Annotated in this window: 21 protein-coding genes; 6 read left to right on the forward strand and 15 right to left on the reverse strand. The window is 64.4% G+C overall.

Translation table 11 applies throughout. The features are described from left to right. The first annotated feature begins 4 nt into the window (after positions 1 to 4). Positions 5 to 1,459 carry a rhamnulokinase gene (locus tag HK108_RS17180; RefSeq protein WP_181272413.1) on the forward strand — a complete coding sequence of 485 codons (1,455 nt, stop codon included), beginning with the start codon at positions 5 to 7 and terminating at the stop codon, positions 1,457 to 1,459. A 110-nt stretch (positions 1,460 to 1,569) separates the two neighbouring features. Here HK108_RS17180 and HK108_RS18710 read toward each other — a convergent pair whose 3' ends face one another. Genes HK108_RS18710 through HK108_RS17200 form a run of 3 tightly spaced genes read right to left on the reverse strand, consistent with a single transcriptional unit; the run spans position 1,570 to position 4,782 of the window. Then, positions 1,570 to 2,310 (reverse strand): cupin domain-containing protein, encoded by a 741-nt coding sequence (locus HK108_RS18710; RefSeq protein WP_219922530.1) that lies wholly within the window; start codon positions 2,308 to 2,310, stop codon positions 1,570 to 1,572. Further along, positions 2,307 to 3,680, reverse strand: coding sequence for an NAD-dependent succinate-semialdehyde dehydrogenase (locus tag HK108_RS17195; protein WP_181272414.1), 1,374 nt, complete (start codon positions 3,678 to 3,680; stop codon positions 2,307 to 2,309). Before HK108_RS17195 ends, HK108_RS18710 begins: the two co-directional genes overlap by 4 nt. A gap of 40 nt (positions 3,681 to 3,720) precedes the next feature. Continuing rightward, positions 3,721 to 4,782 carry an Ldh family oxidoreductase gene (locus tag HK108_RS17200; protein ID WP_025778865.1) on the reverse strand — a complete coding sequence of 354 codons (1,062 nt, stop codon included), beginning with the start codon at positions 4,780 to 4,782 and terminating at the stop codon, positions 3,721 to 3,723. An 87-nt stretch (positions 4,783 to 4,869) separates the two neighbouring features. Here HK108_RS17200 and HK108_RS17205 point away from each other — a divergent pair, with 87 nt between their 5' ends. Beyond that, a complete protein-coding gene (locus HK108_RS17205) occupies positions 4,870 to 5,172 on the forward strand; it encodes a putative quinol monooxygenase (RefSeq protein WP_181272415.1) in 303 nt (100 codons plus the stop codon). 4 nt (positions 5,173 to 5,176) lie between these two features. Here the strand turns inward: HK108_RS17205 and HK108_RS17210 are convergent, their stop codons facing one another. After that, complete coding sequence (locus tag HK108_RS17210) at positions 5,177 to 5,905, reverse strand: GntR family transcriptional regulator (protein ID WP_181272416.1); 729 nt, start codon at positions 5,903 to 5,905, stop codon at positions 5,177 to 5,179. A 99-nt stretch (positions 5,906 to 6,004) separates the two neighbouring features. Here HK108_RS17210 and HK108_RS17215 point away from each other — a divergent pair, with 99 nt between their 5' ends. Genes HK108_RS17215 through HK108_RS17225 form a run of 3 tightly spaced genes read left to right on the forward strand, consistent with a single transcriptional unit; the run spans position 6,005 to position 9,840 of the window. Then, positions 6,005 to 7,393, forward strand: coding sequence for a CitMHS family transporter (locus tag HK108_RS17215; protein WP_181272417.1), 1,389 nt, complete (start codon positions 6,005 to 6,007; stop codon positions 7,391 to 7,393). A 51-nt stretch (positions 7,394 to 7,444) separates the two neighbouring features. Next, positions 7,445 to 8,797 carry a GntP family permease gene (locus HK108_RS17220; protein ID WP_181272418.1) on the forward strand — a complete coding sequence of 451 codons (1,353 nt, stop codon included), beginning with the start codon at positions 7,445 to 7,447 and terminating at the stop codon, positions 8,795 to 8,797. Further along, entirely contained in the window at positions 8,794 to 9,840 is a 1,047-nt protein-coding gene (locus tag HK108_RS17225) for a lactonase family protein (protein ID WP_181272419.1), read from the forward strand. The genes HK108_RS17220 and HK108_RS17225 overlap by 4 nt, the downstream gene beginning before the upstream one ends. A gap of 97 nt (positions 9,841 to 9,937) precedes the next feature. On the opposite strand, the gene curA is transcribed toward HK108_RS17225, so the two are convergent. Both curA and HK108_RS17235 read right to left on the reverse strand, forming a co-directional pair. Further along, positions 9,938 to 10,960, reverse strand: coding sequence for an NADPH-dependent curcumin/dihydrocurcumin reductase (curA, locus tag HK108_RS17230; protein ID WP_139469112.1), 1,023 nt, complete (start codon positions 10,958 to 10,960; stop codon positions 9,938 to 9,940). Positions 10,961 to 11,035: 75 nt separating this feature from the next. After that, positions 11,036 to 11,878: a ribonuclease FAU-1 family protein gene (locus HK108_RS17235; RefSeq protein ID WP_181272420.1), complete on the reverse strand. Its 843-nt coding sequence runs from the start codon at positions 11,876 to 11,878 to the stop codon at positions 11,036 to 11,038. Between the two features lie 86 nt (positions 11,879 to 11,964). Here HK108_RS17235 and HK108_RS17240 point away from each other — a divergent pair, with 86 nt between their 5' ends. Beyond that, positions 11,965 to 12,975 carry an amidohydrolase family protein gene (locus tag HK108_RS17240; protein ID WP_308423782.1) on the forward strand — a complete coding sequence of 337 codons (1,011 nt, stop codon included), beginning with the start codon at positions 11,965 to 11,967 and terminating at the stop codon, positions 12,973 to 12,975. A gap of 3 nt (positions 12,976 to 12,978) precedes the next feature. Here HK108_RS17240 and HK108_RS17245 read toward each other — a convergent pair whose 3' ends face one another. The 9 genes from HK108_RS17245 to ssuE all read right to left on the reverse strand — a co-directional run bounded on the left by HK108_RS17245 (position 12,979) and on the right by ssuE (position 23,343). Next, positions 12,979 to 13,518, reverse strand: a complete 540-nt coding sequence (locus HK108_RS17245; RefSeq protein WP_181272421.1) for a DUF421 domain-containing protein — start codon at positions 13,516 to 13,518, stop codon at positions 12,979 to 12,981. A gap of 101 nt (positions 13,519 to 13,619) precedes the next feature. Next, positions 13,620 to 14,369, reverse strand: a complete 750-nt coding sequence (locus HK108_RS17250; protein ID WP_181272422.1) for an SDR family oxidoreductase — start codon at positions 14,367 to 14,369, stop codon at positions 13,620 to 13,622. A gap of 68 nt (positions 14,370 to 14,437) precedes the next feature. After that, a complete protein-coding gene (locus tag HK108_RS17255; RefSeq protein WP_181272423.1) occupies positions 14,438 to 15,373 on the reverse strand; it encodes a DUF4097 family beta strand repeat-containing protein in 936 nt (311 codons plus the stop codon). 1 nt (position 15,374) lies between these two features. Next, entirely contained in the window at positions 15,375 to 16,019 is a 645-nt protein-coding gene (locus HK108_RS17260) for a response regulator transcription factor (protein WP_139909223.1), read from the reverse strand. Continuing rightward, positions 16,007 to 17,914 (reverse strand): sensor histidine kinase, encoded by a 1,908-nt coding sequence (locus tag HK108_RS17265; RefSeq protein WP_181272424.1) that lies wholly within the window; start codon positions 17,912 to 17,914, stop codon positions 16,007 to 16,009. The genes HK108_RS17260 and HK108_RS17265 overlap by 13 nt, the downstream gene beginning before the upstream one ends. Before the next feature lie 276 nt (positions 17,915 to 18,190). Continuing rightward, positions 18,191 to 19,477, reverse strand: coding sequence for a trans-sulfuration enzyme family protein (locus tag HK108_RS17270; RefSeq protein WP_268236679.1), 1,287 nt, complete (start codon positions 19,475 to 19,477; stop codon positions 18,191 to 18,193). Positions 19,478 to 19,740: 263 nt separating this feature from the next. Next, positions 19,741 to 21,771, reverse strand: coding sequence for an FAD/NAD(P)-binding protein (locus HK108_RS17275; protein WP_181272426.1), 2,031 nt, complete (start codon positions 21,769 to 21,771; stop codon positions 19,741 to 19,743). After that, on the reverse strand, positions 21,764 to 22,729 hold the full coding sequence (locus tag HK108_RS17280) for an LLM class flavin-dependent oxidoreductase (protein WP_181272427.1): 966 nt from the start codon (positions 22,727 to 22,729) through the stop codon (positions 21,764 to 21,766). Before HK108_RS17280 ends, HK108_RS17275 begins: the two co-directional genes overlap by 8 nt. Further along, on the reverse strand, positions 22,726 to 23,343 hold the full coding sequence (ssuE, locus tag HK108_RS17285) for an NADPH-dependent FMN reductase (RefSeq protein WP_181272428.1): 618 nt from the start codon (positions 23,341 to 23,343) through the stop codon (positions 22,726 to 22,728). Before ssuE ends, HK108_RS17280 begins: the two co-directional genes overlap by 4 nt. Position 23,344 lies beyond the last annotated feature (1 nt).

A 23,344-nucleotide genomic window follows, 5' to 3' on the forward strand; every position in this document is an offset into this window, starting at 1 on the left:
GCAAATGGACACCACTGATTCCGCTGTCGGCCTCACTCTCGCCGCGGTCGATCTCGGCGCCACGAGCGGACGTGTCATCTTCGGCGGGGTCGCCGACGGTGTGCTGCGGATGAAACCCGTGGCACGGTTTGCGAATGTGCCGCAGTTCTTGGGCGAGAGCATGCACTGGAACATCCAGTCGCTGTTTGCCGAACTGAGTACGGGCCTCCGGGAAGCCATCCTCAGAAGTCCGGGACTCGTGAGCATCGGCATCGATTCGTGGGCCGTCGACTATGGGCTGCTCCGCGGCGGAGAACTGCTCGGGATTCCGCACCATTACCGGGACGGACGGAATCTGCGCGGTGTCGAAATCGTCCACGAACTCGTCGCCCCTGATGAGCTCTTCACCCACAACGGCCTCCAGCACCTCGACTTCAACACCGTGTTCCAGTTCGCGGTCGAAGCCGAATCCGGGTTCCTCAACCTCGCCGACGCGGCACTGCTCGTTCCCGATCTCATCGGATTCTGGCTGACCGGGCAGATGCGCACCGAACGCACGAACGCCTCGACGACCGGGCTTCTGTCGGTCCGCAACGGAGACTGGGACGCCGACCTCATGGAACGGCTCGGACTGCCGGCCGATCTTCTGCCCGCTCTCGTCTCTCCCGGTGAGAGCATCGGTGAACTCAGAGCACCGGTGGCTGAACGTCTCGGTGCGGTCGAACCGATCCAGGTCACGGCCGTGGGCAGCCATGACACCGCCTCGGCGGTGGTGGCCGTGCCGATGGAGGGGCAGAACTCTGCTTATATCTCCAGCGGAACCTGGTCCTTGGTCGGTCTCGAGATCGACGAACCGGTCGTGACCGAGGAGGCGCGCCGAGCGAACTTTACGAACGAAGGCGGAGTCGACGGAACGATCCGGTTCCTCAAGAACGTGTCCGGTCTGTGGCTGCTCAGCGAATCGATGCGCCAGTGGGAACACGACGCCACCGATGCTCAGCGCAGCTCGGACCTTGAGAGCCTGCTCGCCGAGGCGGCCGCAATCACGACGCCTGTGGCTGTGTTCGACCCGTCCGATGGACGTTTCACCCCACCCGGGGACATGCCCACACGCATCCGCGACTGGTGCTGTGAGCACGGCATCGACCCTCCCCACACCCGCGCCGAGGTGGTCAGATCCATCCTCGAATCGCTTGCTGCCGCTTATGCTCAGACCATTGCGACGGCCGAGAAGCTGACGGGACGGAGTGTGGAGACGATCCACATCGTCGGCGGCGGTTCGCAGAACACTCTGCTCTGCCAGCTCACCGCGAATCACTCCGGCCTCAGAGTGCTCGCCGGTCCTGTCGAGGCGACGGCGATCGGCAATCTGCTCATCCAAGCGCGAGCGGTCGGTCAGGTCGATCCGACCAGCAGCTTGGACGAGCTGCGTCAGGTCGTGAGGAACTCGTTCTCCGTCACCGAATACCTGCCCGTCTGAACAGCGTTGCGACCCGCAACGCAAGAAAGAGGCGGCGCCGACCAATTCTGGTCGACGCCGCCTTTTCCATGCCTAAGATAAACGGTGTCAGGAGACGCAGTACCTCTTCTTCAGAATCCTGTCAGCACCTCTGACAGAAGCTCGACCTGCGGGTCAGCTGCGAAGCAGTCGCTGACGAGTTCTCGCCACTTGCTGTACGCCTCGGATTTCCGGAATCCGACGTTGTGGTCGTCGACCGAGTCCCATCGAATACTAAGGTGATAGATCCCGGCACGTTCGACTGAGCGTTTGAGAGTGAGCGTACGTGCCCCGGTTGCCCTCTGAAAGAGAGGCACGGCCTGCCGGACGCCGTCTTCGAACTCGGCTTCGCAGCCTTCCTTGATGGTGAAGACGGCTGATTCCTCGACCGATTCGGTTCCCGACGGCCCGCTGCTGTCGGCGGATTCACCGTCGATGCGTCCGTATTCGCCGGTCTCTGTCATTGTTCGAGTGGCATCAATCGAACCGTAGGTCCAGAAGATCCGCATCGGTTCCTCGTCCGACGCGTTCTCGAAGTGGTGAGGAATGTTTGCGGGCACGAAGGTCGTGTCGTAAGTAGAAAGTTCCGTCCGCTCTCCGTCGATGTCGACGACGGCAGTACCTTCGACGACCATGACGGATTCGGCGACATTATGGGTGTGGTGACCGATCTTCGAACCCGGGTCGAACTGCGTCGTACCGTTGAGAAAGCTCGCAGCTCCACGGCCATAGGTCACCAGCGGCACAGTGCGGGCACCGCCGCCCCGGTTCTTCTGCGGCAGCTCTGCAGGGCGCAAGATCTGTGTCGGCTGAGAAGTGATCCTTGCAGTCATACCGATTCCTTTCCGACCCAGAGGGTCTTCATGTTGACGAACTCGCGGATTCCGTAGCTCGATAGTTCGCGGCCATATCCCGAGCGTTTGATCCCTCCGAATGGAAGGCGGGGGTCCGAGGCCACCTGGCCATTGATGAATACAGCTCCGGCTTGGATCTTTCGAGCAATCGCAGTGGCATTTTCGACGTCACCGGAGAAGATCGTCGCGCCCAGACCGAATTCGGTGTCATTGGCCAGACGGACCGCTTCCTCGGTATCAGCGCAACGAGTCACCGAAGCGACCGGACCGAACGTCTCCTCACTGAACGCGGCACTGCCGGGTTCGACTCCATCGAGGATCGTCGGCGGGTAGAAGAACCCCGGGCCGTCGGGCAGCTCCCCGCCGATCAGGCAGGTCGCACCGGCGGCGATGGTCCGCTCCACCTGATTGTGGAGTTCGGTCCGCAGATTCTCTCTGGCCATCGGCCCGATCTGCGTATCGGGATCCCGCGGATCACCGACGATAAGGGCCTTGGCCCGTGTGGTGAACTTCTCGACGAACGCCTCGGCGATCGTTTCTTCGACGATGAAGCGTTTGGCGTTCACGCACGACTGTCCGGTCGTATTGAACCTCGATTTCACAGCCACGCGGGCTGCCTCGTCGATATCGGCATCGGCGAGGACGATGAAGGGATCAGAGCCGCCGAGTTCGAGAACCTGCTTCTTCAACACTCCGCCGGCCTGCGATGCCACGAACGCACCGACCTCGGTCGAACCGGTTAGAGTCACAGCCGCGATCCTGGGATCCTCGATGATTCCGCGGACGTCGCTCGAGTCGACGATGATGGCACGGAACAGGCCTTCCGGAGTGCCCGCGGCGTCCATGATCTCCTGGATGAGCATGGCACAGCCGGCGACGTTGTTCGCGTGCTTGAGGATGGCCGCATTGCCTGCCGCAAGGGCAGGGGCGGCGAATCGGAAGAACTGCCAGAACGGGTAGTTCCACGGCATGATCGCCAGCACGACTCCGAGCGGATCGAAGACGACTCCCGACGTCTCGGCGTCGGATTCGATCTCTTCGAAGTCGAGGAATCGGGCGGCATTGTCCGCGTAGTAATCAAGAGTCTTCGCGGACTTGAGGACTTCTGCCCGCGCCTCGGTGATGGGTTTGCCCATCTCCGAGGTGATGAGTTCGGCCGCCTCATCGACGCGGGTGCGCAGTTCCTCAGCGATGCGAGTGAGCAGCTGCGTACGTTTCGCGATCGGCTGCTCACCCCAACTCGCCTGGGCTCGCATTGCGGCGTCGAGGGCGTGGTCTACGTACTCCGCAGTGTGCAGGTCGATGGTGGTCAGCTCGTCCCCGGTAGCGGGGTTGATGGATGTCGGCACTGGCAGCTCCTTGTCAGAGGTGGAATTGGTCGGTCAGAGGTCAGGGAAGATCGACAGAGGCCTCACTGCCGAGTTCCTCCATGTCTTTCCAGGTCTGTTCCGGATATTCGATTCCGCCGAGGCGGATCGTCGTTGCGGCGTTGTGGTCTTCGATCTCGCCCGGCAGGAAGACCTGGTCGTGTCCGTGGGCGAGAGGTGTCGAGTGCATCTGTCCGACGAGTTCGGCGATGCGGGCGTCGAATTCTTCTGCCGTTCCCAGTGCGCGAGGATCGACGGCGATGAAGAGATGACTGGTACCGCTCTTCTTGTCGGCCTCGTAAGGACCGTGAATGTCAGTGCCCACGGCACCGCCGAGGAGCGCACCAGTGAAGATGTCCATCATCAGGCTGATGGCATACCCCTTGTGTCCGGCCATCGGCAGGATCACCCCGTTGATCGCCTCGGCGGCGTTCGTGGTTCTCCGCCCTTCGGCGTCGAGAGCCCAGCCGTCGGGGATGTCTTCTCTACGCTGGTCGGCGAGGTAGATCTTCCCGCGGGCCACGGCCGTGTTTGCGATGTCGAGGGCGATCTGGCTGTCGCCATAGGGTGCGGCCATCGACCAGGGGTTCGTACCGATCCGCTTTTCACGGCCGCCCCAGGGAGCCATGGCGGGTGAGGCATTGGTATAGAGCATGGCGGCGAATCCTTCTGCAGCGATGCGTCGGGTGTAGTACATGGCCATGCCGAAATGGTTGGAGTTCCGCACTCCCACTGCGCCGATCCCGTTCGTACGTGCTCGGTCAGCAGCTTCGCGTGCGATCCTGTCCGTGAGTACCTGACCTATGCCGTCGTCTCCGTCGAGGAGGAGCATGCCACCGGTGTCCGCCACCACGCTCGGTTCCGACTTCGCCTTCATCGCGCCGGTGCGCAGGCGAGCAACGTACCAGGGCAGACGGAGCAGACCATGGGACTGGTGCCCCCATAGGTCAGCTTGGACCAGAGAGCCGGCGACGAGATTCGCATCTGCGTCCGGTACCCCGTGGAAGCGGAGGACAGATGCGGCGAACTCGATCCACCGTTCCGCGTCGGTCCGTGCTCGCGACGACGTCGTTGTTGTGCTCATGGGGCTCACTTTCGAACGTGATGATTTGTCCACTCGACCATTACGGTACACACTTGGGTATACCTAATTCAAGATGGAAGGAAGATCATGTACAGCGTATGGGTCACCCTGCAGGTCATAGCTGAACGAGAAACGCACTTCCGCGAGGCGATCGCGGCCAATGCCGCAGCGTCGATCACCGACGAGCCCGGCTGCCTGTCGTTCGACGTCATCGAGCTCGACCCAGAGAAGCTCGTCTTCGCCTTCTATGAGCGCTATGCCAGCCCCGAGGCATTCCACGAAGCGCATCGACAGACTCCGCACTACTGTGAATGGCGGAAGGCAGTGGAGACCGACGTGGTCCCCGGATCCCAGGTCGTGACGACCGGAAATCTGTGGTTGCAGAAGTAATCAGCTAGGGCGCGATATCGACGTCCGCACCACGCCCGGCAGTCGATTTCAGGAGCGCGTCGAAGATCGCTCGATCAACGTGGAAGAGATGCTGCTGGCACGCACTCATCGCGCGTTCGGCATCCTTGTCCACGATGGCGGCACACATATCGATGTGTTCCCGTACAGATTCCTGCAGACGGGCGATGTCGGCGTGCGCCATACGCCGCAATCGGCGCGCCTGCGGGCGGAGATCAACGATTCCGCGCGCCAGGAACTCATTCGGCGTCAGCTCGATCACCAGCTCATCGAAGGCTTTGGCCAGCTTCGCGAATTCCTCGGCGAACTCGGTGGAATAGGGGCGCCCGACCAGTTCGGCAAACTGTTCACGTAGCGCCTTGAATCGGGCAGTCAGGCCCGGCTCATCCGCGAGTCGACCGACGATCAGCTTGATGGCGGCAGGCTCGAGCAGCCTGCGATACTCGAAGATCGCTCGCGCCTGCCGCAGCGAAAGACGAGATACGACCGGGGCCCTGCGCGGAGCAATCTCAACGAGCTGTTCGGCAGCCAGCCGGCGCAGAGCCTCGCGCACGGGCGTCCGTGAGGCTCCGGTCCGTTCAACGATGTACGCCTCCGGCAGCGACTGCCCGGGAACCAGTTCTCCGGACTCGATCGCCTCCCGCAGGTCCCGATAGACCACATCGGTCTTCGCGAGTCGACCTCCGACCGGGGACTGGTGCTCCAAATCACTCATGTGTATATTGTAGTACGCGCTTGCGTATACCTATTTGAATACCTACTGGTCCAAAGCGATTGTGCCGACGACCTGACACCGACTCGAAAAGGAGCAACGATGCTCGTCATCCTCGGCTTCGCCATGGTTGCCGTGTTCATGTATCTGGTCATGAGCAAACGAGCCACTCCGATTGCCACGCTCATACTTATCCCGCTGATTTTCGGTGCATTCACGGGCGCCGGACTCGGCATGGGCGACATGGTGGTCGACGCTGTCCTCGAACTCGCACCGACCGCAGCCTTGCTGTTCTTCGCAATCATCTTCTTCGGCACGATGATCGACACCGGACTCTTCGACCCACTGGTGCGACTGATCCTGCGCTTCGTCAAGGGCGACCCGGTCAGGCTCGTCGTAGGCACAGCTCTGCTGACCTCGGTCGTGTCTCTGGATGGGGATGGCTCGACGACGTTCATCATCGTCACCTCAGCAATGCTGCCGCTCTATCTGCGGCTGGGCCTGAGTCCGGTCGTGCTCACAGTCGTCGCGGCTCTGTCCAATGGTGTGCTCAACACCGTGCCGTGGGGCGGTTCGACTTCACGGGCCTCGGCGGCACTCAACGTCTCCCCCGTCGACATCTTCATACCGATGGCCCCGGCAATCGCCGCGGGGCTCATTGCCGTCATCGTCGTGGCCTATCTGCTGGGACTGTCCGAACGGCGACGGATCGGAACAGTCAGCCTCGAGGCTCACTATGGTGACGCGTCCTCTGATGATTCTGCTGGGCACAGTGGATGGACTGCGCGCGCGGAGACCGGCCCTCCGAACAGCTCAGGTGACGGCGCAACGAGTGAACCGGGCACCGTCGACCTCCTCGAGCGTCCCAAGGCGCGGCCGAAGCTGATCTGGTTCAACCTCGCGCTCGTCATTTCTGTCATGGTCGTTCTCGTGCTCGACTTCACCGAGCCGGCGGTCATCTTCATGACTTCAACTGCCATCGCTCTCGGTGTGAACTTCCCACGGATCAAGGAGCAGCAGGAGCAGATCGTCGCTCATGCAGAAAGTGTGGTCAGCGTCGTGGGCATGATCTTCGCCGCCTCGGTTCTCACCGGAATCATGGGCGGCACGGGAATGGTCGATGCGATGGCACGATGGCTGGTCTCGATCATTCCGGACGGAGTCGGCGGTTTCATGCCGGTGATCGCCGGCGTCCTCAGCATTCCGCTGACGTTCATACTCACCAACGACGCCTTCTACTTCGGCATCCTGCCGATCCTGTCGGAGACCGCCAGCCACTTCGGAATCTCCCCAGTCGAGATGGCACGGGCCTCGCTCGTCGGGCAGTCGCTGCACCAGTCAAGCCCTCTGGTTGCATCGTTCCTTCTGCTCATCGGATTGGCCAACGTCAACCTCGGCGATCATTTCCGCAAGGTACTCATTCCCGGCACCGTCGTCGCACTCGTCATGCTCGCCGTCGCCGGGCTGATCGGTGCCTACCAGATCTTCTGACCCCAAGGATCGGGCCGTGATCGTCCACATCTCAACTCAAAGGAACGAACGATGATCGTCATCCACACAGCTATCGCCATCATCATCATGGTCGCAATGATCATCTGGGCCAAGGTCAATCCGGTGATTGCGCTGGTCGTCGGCGCGCTCTATATCGGCATCGCCGGCGGCCTCGGTCTCGCCGGATCCGTCACCGCTCTCGCCGAAGGCTTCGGCGACATCATGGTCGATGTCGGCCTCCTCATCGGGTTCGGGGTGCTCATAGGAGCACTGCTCAATCAGCTCGGCGCACTTCGAAAGACCGTCGATCTGCTCGTCCAATTCTTCGGGCCGAGGAGACTTCCCTATGCCATGGCGTTGGCGCTCAACGCCTTCTTCCCGTCTATCTATCCAGATGTTCAGCTGGTGCTCGCCGCACCGCTGGCGCGCAATGCGTCATCTCGACTGGGACGAAACGGCCTCGGGCTGATGGCCGGTGCCCTGGTGGTCGGAATACCTGTCGGAGTCGTCTTCGTCGCGCCCGGCCTAGGTGCCGTATCCATTGCAGGGCTTCTCAACGTCCCGTTGAGCACTTCGCTGCTCTGGGGTCTCATCGTCGCACTGTCATCTACTCTGCTCAGCCTGCTGCTCTACGCGGAGCTTCTGCGCCGCGGGTGGTGGAATACGGAGAAAGACGAGACTTCTGATGACGTCTTAGCTGAGCCCGGCAGCGCCGTTTCGGAGACAGGGTCGGGCCGAAACCCTCCTCTCGGAGTCTCCATGCTGTCGGTGCTCATTCCCATCGTCTTCATCGCCGGCGGTGCAATAGCTCGGACCTTCGGAATCGAGAACACGGTCCTCGAGTTCCTCAGCGAACCGGTGTTCGCCCTCTTCGTCGGTCTGGTCTATGCGTATGTGCTCTCTCGCTTCACCGCCGGTCGCAAAGCAACGGACTTCGCATTCGGCACGGGCTTGGAGACCTCCGGCAACATCCTTCTCATTACCGGACTCGGTGGTTCGCTCGCGGCAGTGATCAAGAAGACCGAACTCAGCGACGTGCTCACGGGCCTTTTCTCGGCCGAAGCCGGAATAGGAATCATTGCTGCCGTAGTCCTTTCGTGGATCATCGCCGCGGTCTTGCACGTGGCGATCGGGTCGATCAATGTCGCCGCAATCACCGCCGCAGGGATCATCGGCCCTGCGACTGCGGGCATCGACGCTCCGCCGGTCATCATCGGGTTGGCGATCTCCGCCGGCGCCGTATTCGCGGTCCATTTCAACAGCAACTTCTTCTGGATGTTCTCTTCGCTTCTCGGCCTCACCACACGTGGAGCTTTGAAGTCGATGACACTGATGACGGCGGTCGTCTCAGTCGTGGCACTGCTGATCACGATTCTCCTTGCCACCGTAGTGAGCTTCGTATGACCGAGTTGATCCTCATCGGCTCGAGAACGACCGAACAGCGACACGCTCGAGGCGTCGGAGTCTCCTCTTGGTCGCGCTCCGGCTCGCAGAGACCGTGGACCTATCTGGCCAATCTGCCGCTGACGAATCCGTCCTGGCTCACGGCGGGTGATCCCGGTATCGTATATGCGCTGCACGGTGATGGTCACCACGTCTCCGCTCTCCGCTGCGATCCCGAAGGAATGCTCTCACTGACCTCGACCTTGGACTGTGGCGGAAGCAATCCAGTCCACGCCGTTGTCACCACCGACCGTAGGCTCATCATCGCCAACTACGCTTCGGGCACCCTGGCTGCACTGCCCATCGATGACGATGGAAGCCTCGGCGAAGTCGATTCTGTCGTCGACCTCAATTCGCTCGGGCAGAGCCGCGGTGCATCAGAATCGCATCCGCACCAAATACTCCTCACCGACGACGGTTTCGCATACGTCCCGGATAAGGGGACAGACCGAGTCTTCACTATCGACCTCAACCGCTCGACGCCCCGAGTCATCGACGTTCTCACCTTCGAATCCGGTACGGGACCCAGGCACGCGATATTCGACGTTTGCCACCCATCTCGGCTTCACCTCGTCGGTGAACTCGACTCGACTTTGCGTACTTGCGAAATCAAAGAGAGCCACTCGCTCTCTCCTGTTGCAGTCTCGTCGACCTTACCCGGGGAGAGCTGGGGCCACGATTCAACAGCCGCCGGCATCGTCGGAGTCAGAACCACAAGTGGGTCTCGGATTTATGTCTCCAACCGAGGAGACGATTCACTCGCCGCATTCTTGGTTACGCAAGATGGCGCCCCTAAAGCTGCCGGATTCGAAAAATGTTCGGGACGCACACCGCGCTTCATTACTGTCATCGACGATCAGCTGGTGACTGCACACGAAGACAGTGATTCGGTGTCGGTCTCCGACATCAACCCCTTAACTGGTGAGATTTCGCCGCCGCGAACAGCGGCACAGACAGGCAGCCCCGTTTCCGTCATCGCGATCGACCCTGAGCGATCAGTCTGACAACTCGACGGTCTGCAAGACGCAGCGCGGCAAGCAAGCGACCTGCCCGGCACCCACAGTCAAGTGACCGCCAGGCAAGTCCGCAATGCTAGAAGCCTCAGCTCTCGGCACCGACAGCCACGACCATCTTGCCGAAGTTTCCACCGGTGAGCAGATCGTTGAAGTACTCGGGAGCCTTCTCGAGTCCGGGGCGGATGTCCTCGCGGAAGCGAACCTTGCCCTCCTTGAGCCAGCCGCTCATGTCCTCAAGGAACTGCGGGGTCAGACGCTCGGCGAACTCGGTCTGGATGAATCCGCGGACCAGCAGAGACTTCGTCAGGATGTTGCCCATGAGCGCACCCGAACGGTCCGGCCCCTCGGGCAGCGAGGTGAGGTTGTAGTTGGCGACGAGACCACACACGGGCACGCGAGCGAACGTATTGAGCCGCGGCAGCACAGCGTCGAAGACCTCCCCGCCGACGTTCTCAAAGTAGACGTCGATGCCCTGCGGCACCGCCTCCTTCAGCTCCTGCCGCAGGTTCCCCGTGCGGTGGTCAAGTGCCACGTCGAAGCCGAGCTCACGAAGGTGAGCGACCTTGTCCGGTCCGCCGGCGATGCCGACGGCAGTCGCTCCCTTGATCTTCGCGATCTGACCGACGACGGATCCGACGGGACCGGTCGCAGCGGCCACGGCCACGGTCTCACCCTCCTTGGGCTGACCGATCTCGAGCAGACCCGCGTACGCAGTGAACCCGGGCATGCCGAGCACACCGAGGTGGGTGGAGATCGGCGCAATCTCCGGGTCGATCTTGCGCAGGTGTCCGGTCGACTCGACCGAATACTCCTGCCAACCGCCGTAGCCGAGCACGATCTCACCGACGGTGAAGCCCTCGGCATTGGATTCGACGACCTCGGACACGGTGGCGCCGACCATGACATCGCCGACCTCGACGGGCTTGGCGTAAGACTTCGCGTCCGACATCCGCCCGCGCATGTACGGATCGAGCGAGAGATAGAGGGTGCGCAGCAGCACCTGCCCCTCGCCCGGGGTCGGCACAGGCACCTCGTCGAGCAGGTAGTTCTCTGCAGTGGGAGCGCCCACAGGGCGCGAGTTCAGGCGAATCCGATGGTTGGTCGTCATGGAGACGGTTCCTTTCAGCAGCAGATCATTCTTCGCTTGTGTGCTTCATTGGGGCGACAGGTGCATCCGCGACGATCACCGATGCTGTCGGTCATAACAACCATTCGGGATCGCCCGATGTTCCTGATCGAACGATTTTTCTGACACCGAGGCGGCACCCAGTCGAACCTTCCCCACCAGATCGCGGGCCACCGTCTCCCATTCGGGATCGAAGGCCCACCCGAAATCGCCGAGGTGGTCGAGCAGATGGCTGCCATTGTCTCGGATGATCTCCGACCACTCCTTCGGCCACGCGCCGTAGTTCGCCGCCGCGGCGAGTTCGTCGACGTCCTTGAACACGGCACCGGTCGGATCGAGCCGACCGTCCTCGGCGTGCAGGGGCATAGACGCGATCGGGAAGGTGATATCGAGGATGTGATCGCTGGTGAACAGCGCATCATCGCTGCGTCGGTGTGAGGTCTCAAGATTGATGTACCACTCGACCCGCACGGCGCCGGACTCTGGACGATCGACATCATCCCCAGCATCTTTGAGCAGCACCCATACGGAGAACGGAGCTTCGGTCGGGACGATCTTGAGCACTCCACGACCCCGCCACGTGCCCTCGACATTGATCCTCGTCGGCGCCTCGGCGATGGGACGAAACCGTGCCTTCAACGGCACATCGTGGGCGTTCGTGTCTTCCCACCCGACGATGCGGGTCTCCTGCGTCGGCGTACCCCCTGCCAACCACAGAACAGAGCCGGACGGCCCGTCGGCGATGACACGCATCGGTCGTGCCACCTCGGCGAGGTCGCGGTTGAAGTCGAAACGCCGGAACGTCCAGGTCACGGTCTGCCCCGGAGTCCAGTACGGCGCCTTCCCCACGGGTCTGACCTGGGACGGAGTGGGGATCGTGAACGGATCGCGCAGGCTCATGCGGGCAGTCTATGCGTCGGGCATGGGCGAGCGCTGAAGACCGACCACCCGTGAAGACCTGGGCGGCGAGGTCATAGAGTGGGGCCATGAACGACTCCGATGACGCAGCGGCTCAGACCCCCTCGGCAGCCCAGACCGCACCCACTGCCCCGACCGCGAACCCTGCCCCGGAGACGACGATCGGTCGCGCCTTCGAGGTCCCGGAAACGATGACCGCTCCACCGCGCACCGATGCCGAAGTCCCCGACTACGTCCGCGCCCTCGGCTTGCCAGGCCTCGCTGACATCCACGTCCACTTCCTTCCGCAGAACGTGCTCGACAAGGTGTGGGAGTACTTCGACAATGCCGCGGACAACTACGGCCGCGACTGGCCGATCACCTACCGGTACGACGCGGACACCCGCCTGGAAATCGTCCGCGAGCTCGGCCTGCGCGCGATCCCGGCCCTGACTTACCCGCACAAACCCGGAATGGCCGCGTGGCTGAATGAATGGAACGCCGAGTTCGCCGCCGCCCACGACGACGTCATCCACTGCGGCACCCTCTATGCCGAACCCGAATCAGCCGACTACGTCCAGGCCGCACTTGCCGCCGGGGCGACGCTGTTCAAGGTCCACGTCCAGGTCGGTGCGTTCTCCCCCGACGACGAGGTCCTCGACCCTGCGTGGAAAGCCCTCGAAGAGGCCCGCGTGCCGATCGTCATCCACGCTGGATCCGCTCCCCTGCCGGGCACGTACACCGGGCCGCAGGCGGTGGCGAACGTTCTGTCCAAGTTCCCACGGCTGAAGTTCGTCATCGCCCATATGGGCATGCCCGAGTACGACGAGTTCGCCGATCTCGCAGAGAGATTCGACAACGTCTATCTCGATACGACGATGTTCGCCTCCGGGTATTTCTCCACCCCCGCCGAGGTGACCCCCGCCTACCGTGAACGCCTGGCCAGGCTTGAGGACAAGGTCATCCTCGGCTCTGATTTCCCGAACATCCCCTATCCCTATGTCGATCAGATCTCCGGACTGGCAGGGTTGGGCCTCGGCGATGATTGGATGCGCTCGGTGCTGTGGACCAACGGCGCGAAGGTGCTCGGGCTCGACTGAGTCTCAGCCGTCGCGGGGCACTCGGTCGGCGCCGACGACCCCGGTGAGCATCTCCTCGGCGATGGGTGCACCGCGTCGGATGACGCTGATCTGACCGGTCGATTCGAGGATCACGCATGCCACCTCATCGCGGTTGCGGATGCCGGCAGATCGCAGTTTGGCGATGAGTTCGTCGTGGTCGACGTGGCTCTTCGACAGGTTGTCCTTGAGGATCTCACGACCGGCCATGAGCACCACCGCCGGGGAGTTGACGACGCTGCGCACGAATCCGAAGCGTCGGCCGAATCCGCTGAGCGCCTGCAGGATCAGCAGGGTCGCCAGACCCAGGATTCCGGCCGCCAGGGTCGGGGTATCGCCGAGGATGGACCGCCCGATGATCGCTCCCATCGCGATGATCGCGGCCACGTCGAAGCTCGACAGGCTCGCCAGAGTGCGCTGGCCGAAGATGCGCAAGAGCAGAATGATCCCGAAGTAGAAGGCCACACATGAGACGACGATCCTGACTGCGTCGACCCAGTTGAGCCCGTATTCCATCCAATCCATGAGAACCTCCGGAACGGATGATACGCCTGCCCCGGAATCGGGGCTCTGTATTGCGCCTGGAGTTCAGCGCCTCGCACCCGGTTCAGCACCTCGTCTGGGACTCAGACCGAGCGCAGCCATTCGTCGACGGTCACGTCGGACATCCTCGGTGACGGTGGGATGAGGCCGTCGCGGGCCATCGGCCCGGGCAGGGGAATACCGACGACTTTCGACGGCTTCACACCCGCCTTTCGGGCACGTGCAGCGGCAAGTCTGCGGGCGATCTCAGCGAAGTCGCTGATCTCGGGACCGGCGACCTCGATGGTGCCGCGCTCGCGTGCGTCGATGGCTTCGGCCATCATGCGGGCCGCCTCGGCAACAGCCAGGGCCTGCACGCGCATCTTCGGCACGAAGCGCAGCGGCCCGGCCTTGACCGTCATCGTGTCAACGAGTTCGAACCACTGAGCCGACCGGAACATCAGCAGCTGCTCGCCTGGGACGAGCCGGCGAAAGATGCGCTCCTGCATGGCTTTGCCCTGGTAGTAGCCCATCATCCGCGACTCGGCGGCCTCGGGGCGGAACGCGATCGACAGGACGGCCACGGAGGTGCCGGGCTGCTCGGCGGCCGCCTCGGCGATCGAACGGGAGCTGCGTGAGAAGAAGTCGATGGCTTTCTGGGCGTTCATCGTCAGCTGGTTGACGCAATCGACGAGGACGTCGCTGCCTTCCGCTGCCTCGGTGACGCCCTGCCCAGTCACCGTGTCGACCCCGCTCCCGCGATGGGCGGCGATAACAGTGTGGCCGCGTTCGCGCAGCTGGGGCACCAACTGCGCGCCGAAGGTTCCGGTGGCTCCATAGACTGTGATCTGCATGCTCGTCGACCCCTCAGACGCCGCATGGGCGGGCCCGAAGTCGAGCCCGCCCGTGCGCCGGTCGTTTCTCAGTTCTGGTTGACTGTGACGGTACCAGTATCGGCTGTGGCCGAGATCGGAACGAGGATCTTGCCCTTGGCTTCCTTCGGGTCGTCCGCCACATCGTACTTCTTCAGATCGGAGGCGAGGTCGACGGAGCCGTCATTGGACTTCGCGTTGATCCGGTAGAAGAAGTCCTTATCAAGCTCTTCTGAGGTGAGCTTGAGATTCGGCACTCGCATGTCGATCGAGCCTTCTTCTGTCTTCGCGATGATTCCGCCGGTGGGCATCGCCTGATTGGTGAAGTCGAGATCGACGGTTCCCGTCGAACTGACCACGTCGATGCGGTCGCTGACGGTGAGATTCTCTCCTTCGATGGCGCCGACCCCCGTCTTGGCCGACACCGTCCCGAAGTCACCGTCCAGGTAGGTCGCACCCCAATCGCTCGTGGTCCGCACTTTCTCAGCCGAACCGGTCACGTTTGCGGTTCCACCGCCGGTGTCGGCGTTGATCTCGGCGAAGTCACCGGTGACATCGAACCGGCCGTAGTTGCCGTCGAAGTCCAGCGCAAGGTCTTTCGCCTCACTGGTCGGGATGGTGACGGTCAACCTGGTGTTCTCGAGTTTCCCGCCGTTCTTCACGGCCACCTCGGCGGTATCGGCTCGACTGTCGACCTCAAGGTTCGCGGAGCTGTCGCGGGGACCGGTGCCGGTGAGCTTCACGGTCGCCTCGGCGACGTCGGCGGTCTTGATGTCGACGGCACCACCGGAGTCGAGGCCGATCTTGAGTTCCTTCATCGCCTTCGGCAGCGGTTCAGACGATTCGATCCGCCCGTAGTCGAGGCGGGAAGCACCTTGGGCGGTGCTGACGATGACGGGGACGAGGAGGACGACGGCGGCGAGGATGATCAGGACCGCGCGCAGACCGACGCGGGCGGATTCGCTGATGCGCACTGTGGCAGGCATTCTAGGCTCCGAGGAATGTGAGGACGGCGAGGACTCGGCGGTTCTCCGAGGTGTCGGCGGTGAGGCCGAACTTCGTGAACACCGAGGAGATGTGCTTTTCTACGGCACCGGCACTGAGGTAGAGGGTGCCGGCGATCGCGGCATTGGACTTGCCTTCGGCCATGAGCTGGAGGACTTCGATCTCGCGGGGGCTCAGGGTCGACAGTCCGTCCTTCTTGCGCGTGCGCACAAGGATCTGGGACACGACCTCCGGGTCGAGAACGGTGCCGCCGCCTGCGACCTCGTCGACGGCAGTGAGGAAGTCTTCGACGTCGGCGACTCGGTCCTTGAGCAGGTAGCCGAAGCCGCCGGTGTTCTCGGCGATGAGTTCGGACGCGTACTGCTCCTCCACGTACTGGCTGAACACGAGGACCTTGACGTCCGGGTTCTGCTTGCGGATGAGGACGGCGGCGCGGATGCCTTCATCGGTGAACGTCGGGGGCATGCGCACGTCGATGACGGCGAGGTCCGGCGGATCGTTGTGAACGACGGCGAGGAGTTCGTTGGCGTCGGGCACGGCGGCGATGACCTCATGTCCGGCGTCGGCGAGCAGCCTTTCGAGTCCGGCCCGCAGGACGGCAGAGTCTTCAGCGATTACGATGCGCATGGCACCTCCACAACTACAGTCGTTGGCCCACCTGCGGGGCTGGTCAGGTTCAGTGTGCCACGAGCGGCTTCGACCCGGTCGATGAGACCTGCGATCCCGGTGTGACGCCCGGTGCGGTCGACACGTGCACCGCCGTGGCCGTTGTCGGTGACGACGATCTGCACACCGGTCTCGGTCGGGGCGATGAACACACTGGCACGGGTGGCACCGGAGTGCTTGGCGATGTTCGTCAGGCATTCGGCGACGACGAAGTAGGACACGGCCTCGGCTTCGCGTCCGATCCGCCCCTCGAGGCGGACATCGACGTCGACGGGGATCGTCGACCGTCCGGCCAGGGCGGAGACGGCGGCGTCGAGTCCGCGGTCGGTGAGGACAGCGGGGTGGATTCCGCGGGCCAGCTGGCGGAGTTCGTTGACGATGCCCTTGGCTTCGGTATGGGCTTCGGCCACGAGTTCCTTCGCCTTCTCCGGATCGGAGTCGATCTTCGTCTTCGCCATTCCCAAAGTCATGGTCAGGGCGACGAGGCGGGGCTGGGCTCCGTCGTGGAGGTCGCGTTCGATACGCAGACGTTCCGCCGCGGCCGCCTCGAGGCCGGCCATGCGAGCCCGATCGAGTTCGGTGACCTCGGCCTGCAGCGCCACGGTGCGGGCCGGGGCGAGCAACGCCCGGTCGAGGGCGCGGTCGAGCAGCGGGGCGAACCACAGGATGGCCAGGGAGCTGGCGAGGACGATGACTGAACCGATGGCCACACCGATGCGGGCCGGTCCGTCGATGGTTTCGCCGATGAAGAAGGTATTCACTCCATGGGGGTTGATGGCTGCGAAGATGCCGAAGATCGATCCGCAGATTGCGGCGATGGTGCCGGCGACGACGATCAGGCCGAGGAGCATCTTGATGTAGTGGTGGGCGGTCGAGCGCCAGAACGCACCGGATTTCACCTGCAGCCAACGGTTGTGGAGGAAGCGGCCGATGCCGGGATCGCGATTGCTGCTTTCGATCTTCGGGACGGGGATCTTATCGGAGTAGATGAGTTCGGCCCGGTAGCGTTCGGCGTTGTTCGCGCCCTGCTGGACGAGGACCCAGACGAGGAGGGCGAGGACGCCGAGACCGAGGGCGAAGATGCCGCCGATTCCGGTGAACAGCAGACCCAGCGGGATCCACGCCCAGATCAGGGCGAGGACGGCGGAGAGCACGAGGTTCGCGACACCGATGATTCCGGTGGGGCGTTTGGGCCAGGTGATGGGCCCGTCGGCGGGGATCTCGGTGACCTCGTCCCGGCTCAGCGGCAGTGAGCCGGTGACCGGTGCGTACGCAACAGGGTCACGTTTGGGCTTCATCCGCCGAGGCGGCCGCGGACGCGGCATCGGCTGTGGCATCGGCATGGGCTGCGCTGTCGGCATGGGTTGTGCATGCGGCGCGGGCCGACCGAACTGGGGGCCGGGTTGTGGTGCTGGGCGCGATCCGGGTTGAGGGGCGTGGCCGGGCGGGGTGGGGTAGTTCGCGTTGTTTGAGGGCGCGTACCCGGATGGTGCGGCCTGCGCCGAGGGATGGGTGCGGGGGCCAGGCTGCGCAGGAGCCGTCGGATGAGTGTAGGTGACCGGCCTGGTGGGGTTCATCGGCGGGTAGTCAGGACGCTGGGCCTGTTCGCCGGCTCCCATCACTCGGGTCGAGCCCGTCGCGAACGGCACGTCGAGGTCGACGGGTTTCGTCCGGAACTCTCCTGCTTCGCGAGCGGTCGGTACGTCGACCGCTGCTGCGTCGACTTCGGTGGTCGGCGGTGCATTGACGATCGCTTCGGCGCTGATCGACTCTTCGCGCTGTGGGGGTTGAGGCTCCTGCGGATCGGGGCCGAGCGGCTCCTGATCCTGCGGGTTCTCGGGGGTCTTCTCACTCATAGCAAATACGCTACGGGAGCCGCGGGCTCGCGAACAGCACGAAGACCTCCGACCCCACGTCGGGTTTTCCCGACACCCTGTGACCGGCCCCACTGGATTTCCAGGTGGGCGCTGGAGCCCCGGACCGCATCAGCCGCGCCTTTGCGCACGACGTGTCTGAGCGTCCCTCAACCTTCGCGACGAATCACCCCGCTGCAACGAGGTGGTCTGCCACGAAGGGTGAGGTGTGCCGACGTACCGGGAGGAAGTGTCGCTCCCGGTACGTGATGCCGTCGGCTATACGGGGACCGCAGCCGCTCGAGACGAGACGTGGTGCTTTCCCGCAGGAGCGGTATGTGCGGCTCCGTCGGCAGAACTCGTGCCCGCATCACCGGACGTGGCGTCGAGCGCCTGCGCAAGGTCGGCGAGGATGTCTTCGACGTCTTCGATCCCGACGGACAGGCGGATGAACCTGCCGGAGACGCTCACCTCGCTGCCGGCCACGGACAGGTGCGTCATCGTCGCCGGGTGGTCGATGAGGGACTCGACTCCTCCGAGCGATTCGGCCAGAGTGACGAGCTTCGTGTTCGCCACCAGGGACAGTGCCCGCTCCTCGGTGTCGGTGCGCAGGGACACCACTCCTCCGAACCCGCTCATCTGCCGCTTCGCCACCTCGTGGCCCGGGTGCGAGGGCAGGCCCGGATAGATCACTTCGGCCACCTCGTCGCGGGTCTCGAGCCATTCGGCCACCGCCTGCGCGTTGGCACAGTGCGCCTTCATCCGCACCGGAAGGGTCTTGATCCCGCGCCTGGTCAGCCACGCGTCGAACGGGGAGATGCCCAGCCCGACGGAAGCGAGGTGGTTTTCGAGACGGTCGACCACCTCGGCGGCGCGGGGACAGCTCGTCCCGTCACCGGTGAGGACCGCCCCGCCGATGACATCGGAGTGGCCATTGATGAACTTCGTCGTCGAGTGCACGACGATATCGGCGCCGAGCTCGAGCGGACGCTGGAGCACCGGGGTCGCGAAGGTCGAGTCCACGGCCAGGAGCGCGTTCGCTCGGTGGGCGAGGCGGGCCGCCTCGGCGATATCGATGATGTCGAGCCCGGGGTTGCTCGGGGTCTCGACCCAGATGATCGCGGTGTTGTCGTTGATGGCGGCGGCGAGCGCCGCGGTGTCCGTGAGGTCGACGGTGCGGATGACCACGCCCCAGCGGACGTATTCATTCTGCAGGAGCCGGAAGGTCCCGCCGTAGACGTCGCGGGGCAGGATGACCTCGTCCCCGGGACGCAGCAGAGAAGAGAACACGGCCACCTCGGCCGAGGTTCCGGAATTGACGGCCGCGGCGAACGACGCGCCCTCCAATTCGCACAGAGCCTGTTCGAGGTCGCTGCGGTTAGGCGTGCCCGTGCGCGCGTAGTCGAAGCCGGCGCGAGTCTCTCCCGGAGTGTCCATCATGAAGGTCGAAGTCTGGAAGATCGGGGCCACGACCGAACCGGTGTGTGCCTCGGGCATGGCTCCCGAGTGCACCGATCGGGTCGAGATTCCGGCGGGTGTGGTGGGTTCGAAACGGGGTGAACTCACGGCGGATCCTTCCTTCACTGATGGGCACCGCTGCATCTGCGGTGTGATTCAGTGTGAGTGCCCCAGATGCGCTCGCGCGAACGCGCCGTCTCGGATGGTCACGTCGCGTCATATGTCGTCGATGAATGTCATTTTTCGACGTAGAAAGTCGGCATCCCTCGCCGAGGCGGTCCGCCGACTCGTACGCACGCGACGTGACCGTCGTTCGTTCCCACCGCGGCAGCTCTCTGTGACGATCGAGCAGTCCCACTGTCGGTCGCCGGTCACCCGGCCAGGAGCTCCCGCCGGTCGGATCCTGCCGCCACGGCGTCGAGGATCGCTCCGGCAATGCGCTCGTTGTCAGCGAACACGGGGGCGCCCGTCTGCGGTCGGGTGAAGGCCTCGGCGGTCGATCCGGAGACCGCGGGACCGAGCAGGAACAGATCGCATTGTGCCCGACCATGTGCGTCGAGCGCGCGACCGGCACCGTCGGTGCGCAGCTTCGCGTGAGCCGCGGTCTCGAGCAGCAGTCGGCCGTCCGCCCGCAGTGTTTCGAGGACCGGATCGGCTGCCTTCTCCGCACTCTGCCGAGCCAGGCGCGCATCGACGAGATGAGTGAAGGTCTTCGCCTCCGGGTAAGCGGTGGAGCGGGCGGTGAAACCGGCAGCAGCGGCGTCGATGCTCAACCCGGGACCGAGGAACCGAACGAAACCGGCTTCGTGGAGAGCGAGGATCTGTCTGACTCTCTTCGGCGGCGGGCCGCTGCCGATGAACGAGAACAGGGAATGAAAGCTGCCTTCGACGAACTCCGTGCGATCGCCATTGCTGACTCGACCGTCGCGGACGAGCATCCTGATCTGCACATATGCCTTGACCAGAGCGGTGAAGACGGCGAGGTCGGCAGAGTGGTGCACATCGGCACTGCGCTTGAGTTGCCCGGAGATGTGGTCGCGCACGCTCGCCTCTGCAGAAGAGAGATCATCGCAGCGCAGATCGGCCAGCGGACGGTTGATGCGGTCCAGGTCGAACAGATCGGCCTCGTCTGTGATGACGTCGCGGGCGGCCTCGGCGATGGTCTCGAAGACGGCGCCGGTGGTGGCTTCTGCCCCGTCCGCACCGATGCGGCCCGCGCGGACCCGCTCGGCGGTTGCATCGATGCGCTCGAGCAGTTCGGGAGCGTCGATGCCGCGCTTCCACAGCACGTGTTCGTAGTGGGCATAGGTGAGTTCGAGTTCGAACAGCGGACCGAGCACCGCATCGAACTCGATGAACCGGGAACTCTCGCCGAGGCGCTGCCCGCTTCCGCGACGGTCCCCTCCCACGCTGCCGGTTCTCTCAGACACACGGTCCAAGTACCGCAGTGCCACGGCCGGTGCGCCGGGGACATCGACCTGACTGTAGCCGAGCTTCGGACTGTAGGAGACCCCGCGGGAGGATCCCACCCACAGCACCGGTTCGGTGCCGGAGGGCCGGTAGCGAAGCCGTTCCCCGTCGTCGACGAACTCACCGCCGCGACCCTCGGTGACCATGACCATGAAGTCGAGGAACGCGAGTCCGAAGCCGCGAGTGAGCACCTCTGCGCCGGCAGGGATGCCGCTGAAGTCGAGGTCGGCCGTGTATCCGGGAGCCTGGTAGTACAGGTCATGTCCCGCCGAGGCGGCAGCGCGGTCGGCCAGGACCGCATCCTGCTCGGCGGTGTGCATATCGAGATGCCCCTGAGCCGAGACGAGGACGTCGGTGGCGATCTCCGCACCGTCGGAGGTGGTGACCACGAAGCCGCGGTCGCCTTCGCCGCGGCGCACCGCCTCGGCGCGGGCACGGTGGATGTGCACCTCGGTGCCGAGCCGATCGAGAGCGAGCTCGAAGGCAGCCGACAGGTAGTGTCCCTGGACCCGGCGGCTGGCGAACGATTGGGAGTCGAGCCCTGCCGCCTCGGCGCCGAGGCCAGCCTGCGTCAGGCGCTCCCGACCGGGCCCGTGGATCCACTCGTGCAGGGTCGGTCCCATGATGCCGGGATTCTCGAGCAGGCAGGACTCGTCCGGGAAGATCGTGATGTCCTCGGTGCGCGAGTTCATCCACAGGTGCGGCGACTGTTCGGTCCGCCATATCCGCCCGGCTCCGGCCGGATACGGGTCGACGAGGTGGATGCGCAGGCCTGCCCCGGCGTCCGTGTTCGCGGCGATCGCGAGCAGGATGCCCAGGGTCTTCGGCCCGGCCCCGATGAAGGTGAGGTCGGCGCGGTGCCCGCCCGAATCGGATGCCGTCGACGCATCACCGCCGGTCGTGAGGTCCGCCGCAGCCGACGTCTTACGCATCGGCATAGAGGTTCACGGCCGGGGCGAGTCCGAGGCGGCCGCGCAGATCGCTCGCGTCGTTGCCGCCGCCCAGTGCCGCAACGACCTCAGGGGTGTCACGCAGTCCCGCCGCGTGCAGGGCGGGCAGGATCTCGGAGACGAGGCGGACGCTGAAGTCGAGTTGATTCTCAGCTGACGCGGTCAGCAGCACCCCCGAGGCCCCGCGTTCGACGAGGATGCGCACGGAGCTGACGAGCTCGGCCACCTCGGCGCGGGTCGTCGGTGCCGGCAGGACGGTGAGCACCGGCACCCCGGGGTCGAGTTCGGTGCGCAGATCCTCGAGCGAGATGGTGCCGGCGGCCTCGTCGGCGAGAACGACGTCGGCGGCGCCGCGGGCCGCCTCGTTGCAGGCCTCCGCACGGACGATGATCGGCGGGTGGCCCTGCGGCGGGCGCGGCGTGATCGAGGGGCCGAGCACCGAGTAGTCGACTCCCGTCGAGTCCTGGACCTGCGCTTCGATGTAGTGGAGGCGGTCGCGATCGATGTACCGGTCGGTGGCCTCGTCGCGGATGATCGCGTCGTTGTCCCAGGAGTCCCAGAGTCGGCGGATGACGTCGATGACGGATGCGGCCTCGGCCCAGGCAGCGGGTGCCGGGGCGGGGCCGCGTCGACCGAAGAGGACCGCCTCGGCGGGGGTGGATGAGATTCCCACGGCCAGTCCGGCACGTGCGCGGGCCGTATAGTCAAGCGTCGCCGAGGCGGTCGCCAGGTGGAAGGGCTCGAGGTGAGTGGCGCGGACCTCGGGGACGATCCCGAGCCGACTGGTCAGCGGGCCGAGCCAGGAGGCGAACTCGAGCGCGTCGAGCCCGGTGAAGTCATCGGGGATGAGCGCGAAGTCCGCATGCCCGTCAAGGGTCTTCGCGGTCGCCGGGCCGGAGATCGGATCGGGAGTCAGCGTGGTGGCGATGATGACGCTCATGAGGGATTCCGTTCGGTCGTGATCGGGGCGGTGATGAGGGATTCGGCGGCGGCCGCCTCGGCGTGGGAGCACGACCGCGCACGGACGGTCAGTTCCGAATCGAACTGGTCGATCGCATCGATGACATCGCGTTCGACGGACTCATCGATGCGCGGCGGGGTCGTGTCCGTGGCCGGGAGGACGTTGCTCGAGACGACGAAGCGTCCGCGGCCGATCGAGCTCGCCCCGAGCGTGGCCAGCAGCGGTTTGAGGCCGTAGTCGAGGGCGAGGACGTGGGCGGCGGATCCGCCGGTGAGCAACGGCAGCACAGGTTTGCCGTGCAGGGCGTCCATCGGCAGCAGATCGACGAAGACCTTGAGCAGGCCGGTGTACGTGGCCTTGAAGACCGGGGACCCGACGACCACGGCATCGGCCGCGGCGACCGTGGCCCGCGCCGAGGAGATGAGACCGTCACTGCCGTCACCGGCCAGGAGGGGGCTGGCGGGCAGGTGGCGGAGTTTGATGAACTCCGTACGGTGGCCGTACTGGCCGAGCCTGCGGGCGATGAACTCGAGCAGTGCCTCGGTCTTCGAGTTCTCCGCGGGGCTGGCCGAGATCAGGACGACACGCGACATG

Source organism: Brevibacterium sediminis, from assembly GCF_013623905.1.
GTDB classification, from domain to species: Bacteria; Actinomycetota; Actinomycetes; order Actinomycetales; family Brevibacteriaceae; genus Brevibacterium; species Brevibacterium sediminis.

Excerpts from the sequence above, each read along its gene's own strand:
- HK108_RS17215 (WP_181272417.1), top strand. The coding sequence starts at position 6,005 with ATGCTCGTCATCCTCGGCTTCGCCATGGTTGCCGTGTTCATGTATCTG.
- HK108_RS17235 (WP_181272420.1), bottom strand. The coding sequence starts at position 11,878 with ATGAGCCTGCGCGATCCGTTCACGATCCCCACTCCGTCCCAGGTCAGA.
- HK108_RS17280 (WP_181272427.1), bottom strand. The coding sequence starts at position 22,729 with ATGAGCGTCATCATCGCCACCACGCTGACTCCCGATCCGATCTCCGGC.
- HK108_RS17260 (WP_139909223.1), bottom strand. The coding sequence starts at position 16,019 with ATGCGCATCGTAATCGCTGAAGACTCTGCCGTCCTGCGGGCCGGACTC.
- HK108_RS17255 (WP_181272423.1), bottom strand. The coding sequence starts at position 15,373 with ATGCCTGCCACAGTGCGCATCAGCGAATCCGCCCGCGTCGGTCTGCGC.
- HK108_RS17250 (WP_181272422.1), bottom strand. The coding sequence starts at position 14,369 with ATGCAGATCACAGTCTATGGAGCCACCGGAACCTTCGGCGCGCAGTTG.
- HK108_RS18710 (WP_219922530.1), bottom strand. The coding sequence starts at position 2,310 with ATGACTGCAAGGATCACTTCTCAGCCGACACAGATCTTGCGCCCTGCA.
- HK108_RS17240 (WP_308423782.1), top strand. The coding sequence starts at position 11,965 with ATGAACGACTCCGATGACGCAGCGGCTCAGACCCCCTCGGCAGCCCAG.
- HK108_RS17220 (WP_181272418.1), top strand. The coding sequence starts at position 7,445 with ATGATCGTCATCCACACAGCTATCGCCATCATCATCATGGTCGCAATG.
- HK108_RS17245 (WP_181272421.1), bottom strand. The coding sequence starts at position 13,518 with ATGGATTGGATGGAATACGGGCTCAACTGGGTCGACGCAGTCAGGATC.
- HK108_RS17265 (WP_181272424.1), bottom strand. The coding sequence starts at position 17,914 with ATGAGTGAGAAGACCCCCGAGAACCCGCAGGATCAGGAGCCGCTCGGC.
- HK108_RS17180 (WP_181272413.1), top strand. The coding sequence starts at position 5 with ATGGACACCACTGATTCCGCTGTCGGCCTCACTCTCGCCGCGGTCGAT.
- HK108_RS17210 (WP_181272416.1), bottom strand. The coding sequence starts at position 5,905 with ATGAGTGATTTGGAGCACCAGTCCCCGGTCGGAGGTCGACTCGCGAAG.
- curA (WP_139469112.1), bottom strand. The coding sequence starts at position 10,960 with ATGACGACCAACCATCGGATTCGCCTGAACTCGCGCCCTGTGGGCGCT.
- HK108_RS17205 (WP_181272415.1), top strand. The coding sequence starts at position 4,870 with ATGTACAGCGTATGGGTCACCCTGCAGGTCATAGCTGAACGAGAAACG.
- HK108_RS17200 (WP_025778865.1), bottom strand. The coding sequence starts at position 4,782 with ATGAGCACAACAACGACGTCGTCGCGAGCACGGACCGACGCGGAACGG.
- HK108_RS17275 (WP_181272426.1), bottom strand. The coding sequence starts at position 21,771 with ATGCGTAAGACGTCGGCTGCGGCGGACCTCACGACCGGCGGTGATGCG.
- ssuE (WP_181272428.1), bottom strand. The coding sequence starts at position 23,343 with ATGTCGCGTGTCGTCCTGATCTCGGCCAGCCCCGCGGAGAACTCGAAG.
- HK108_RS17225 (WP_181272419.1), top strand. The coding sequence starts at position 8,794 with ATGACCGAGTTGATCCTCATCGGCTCGAGAACGACCGAACAGCGACAC.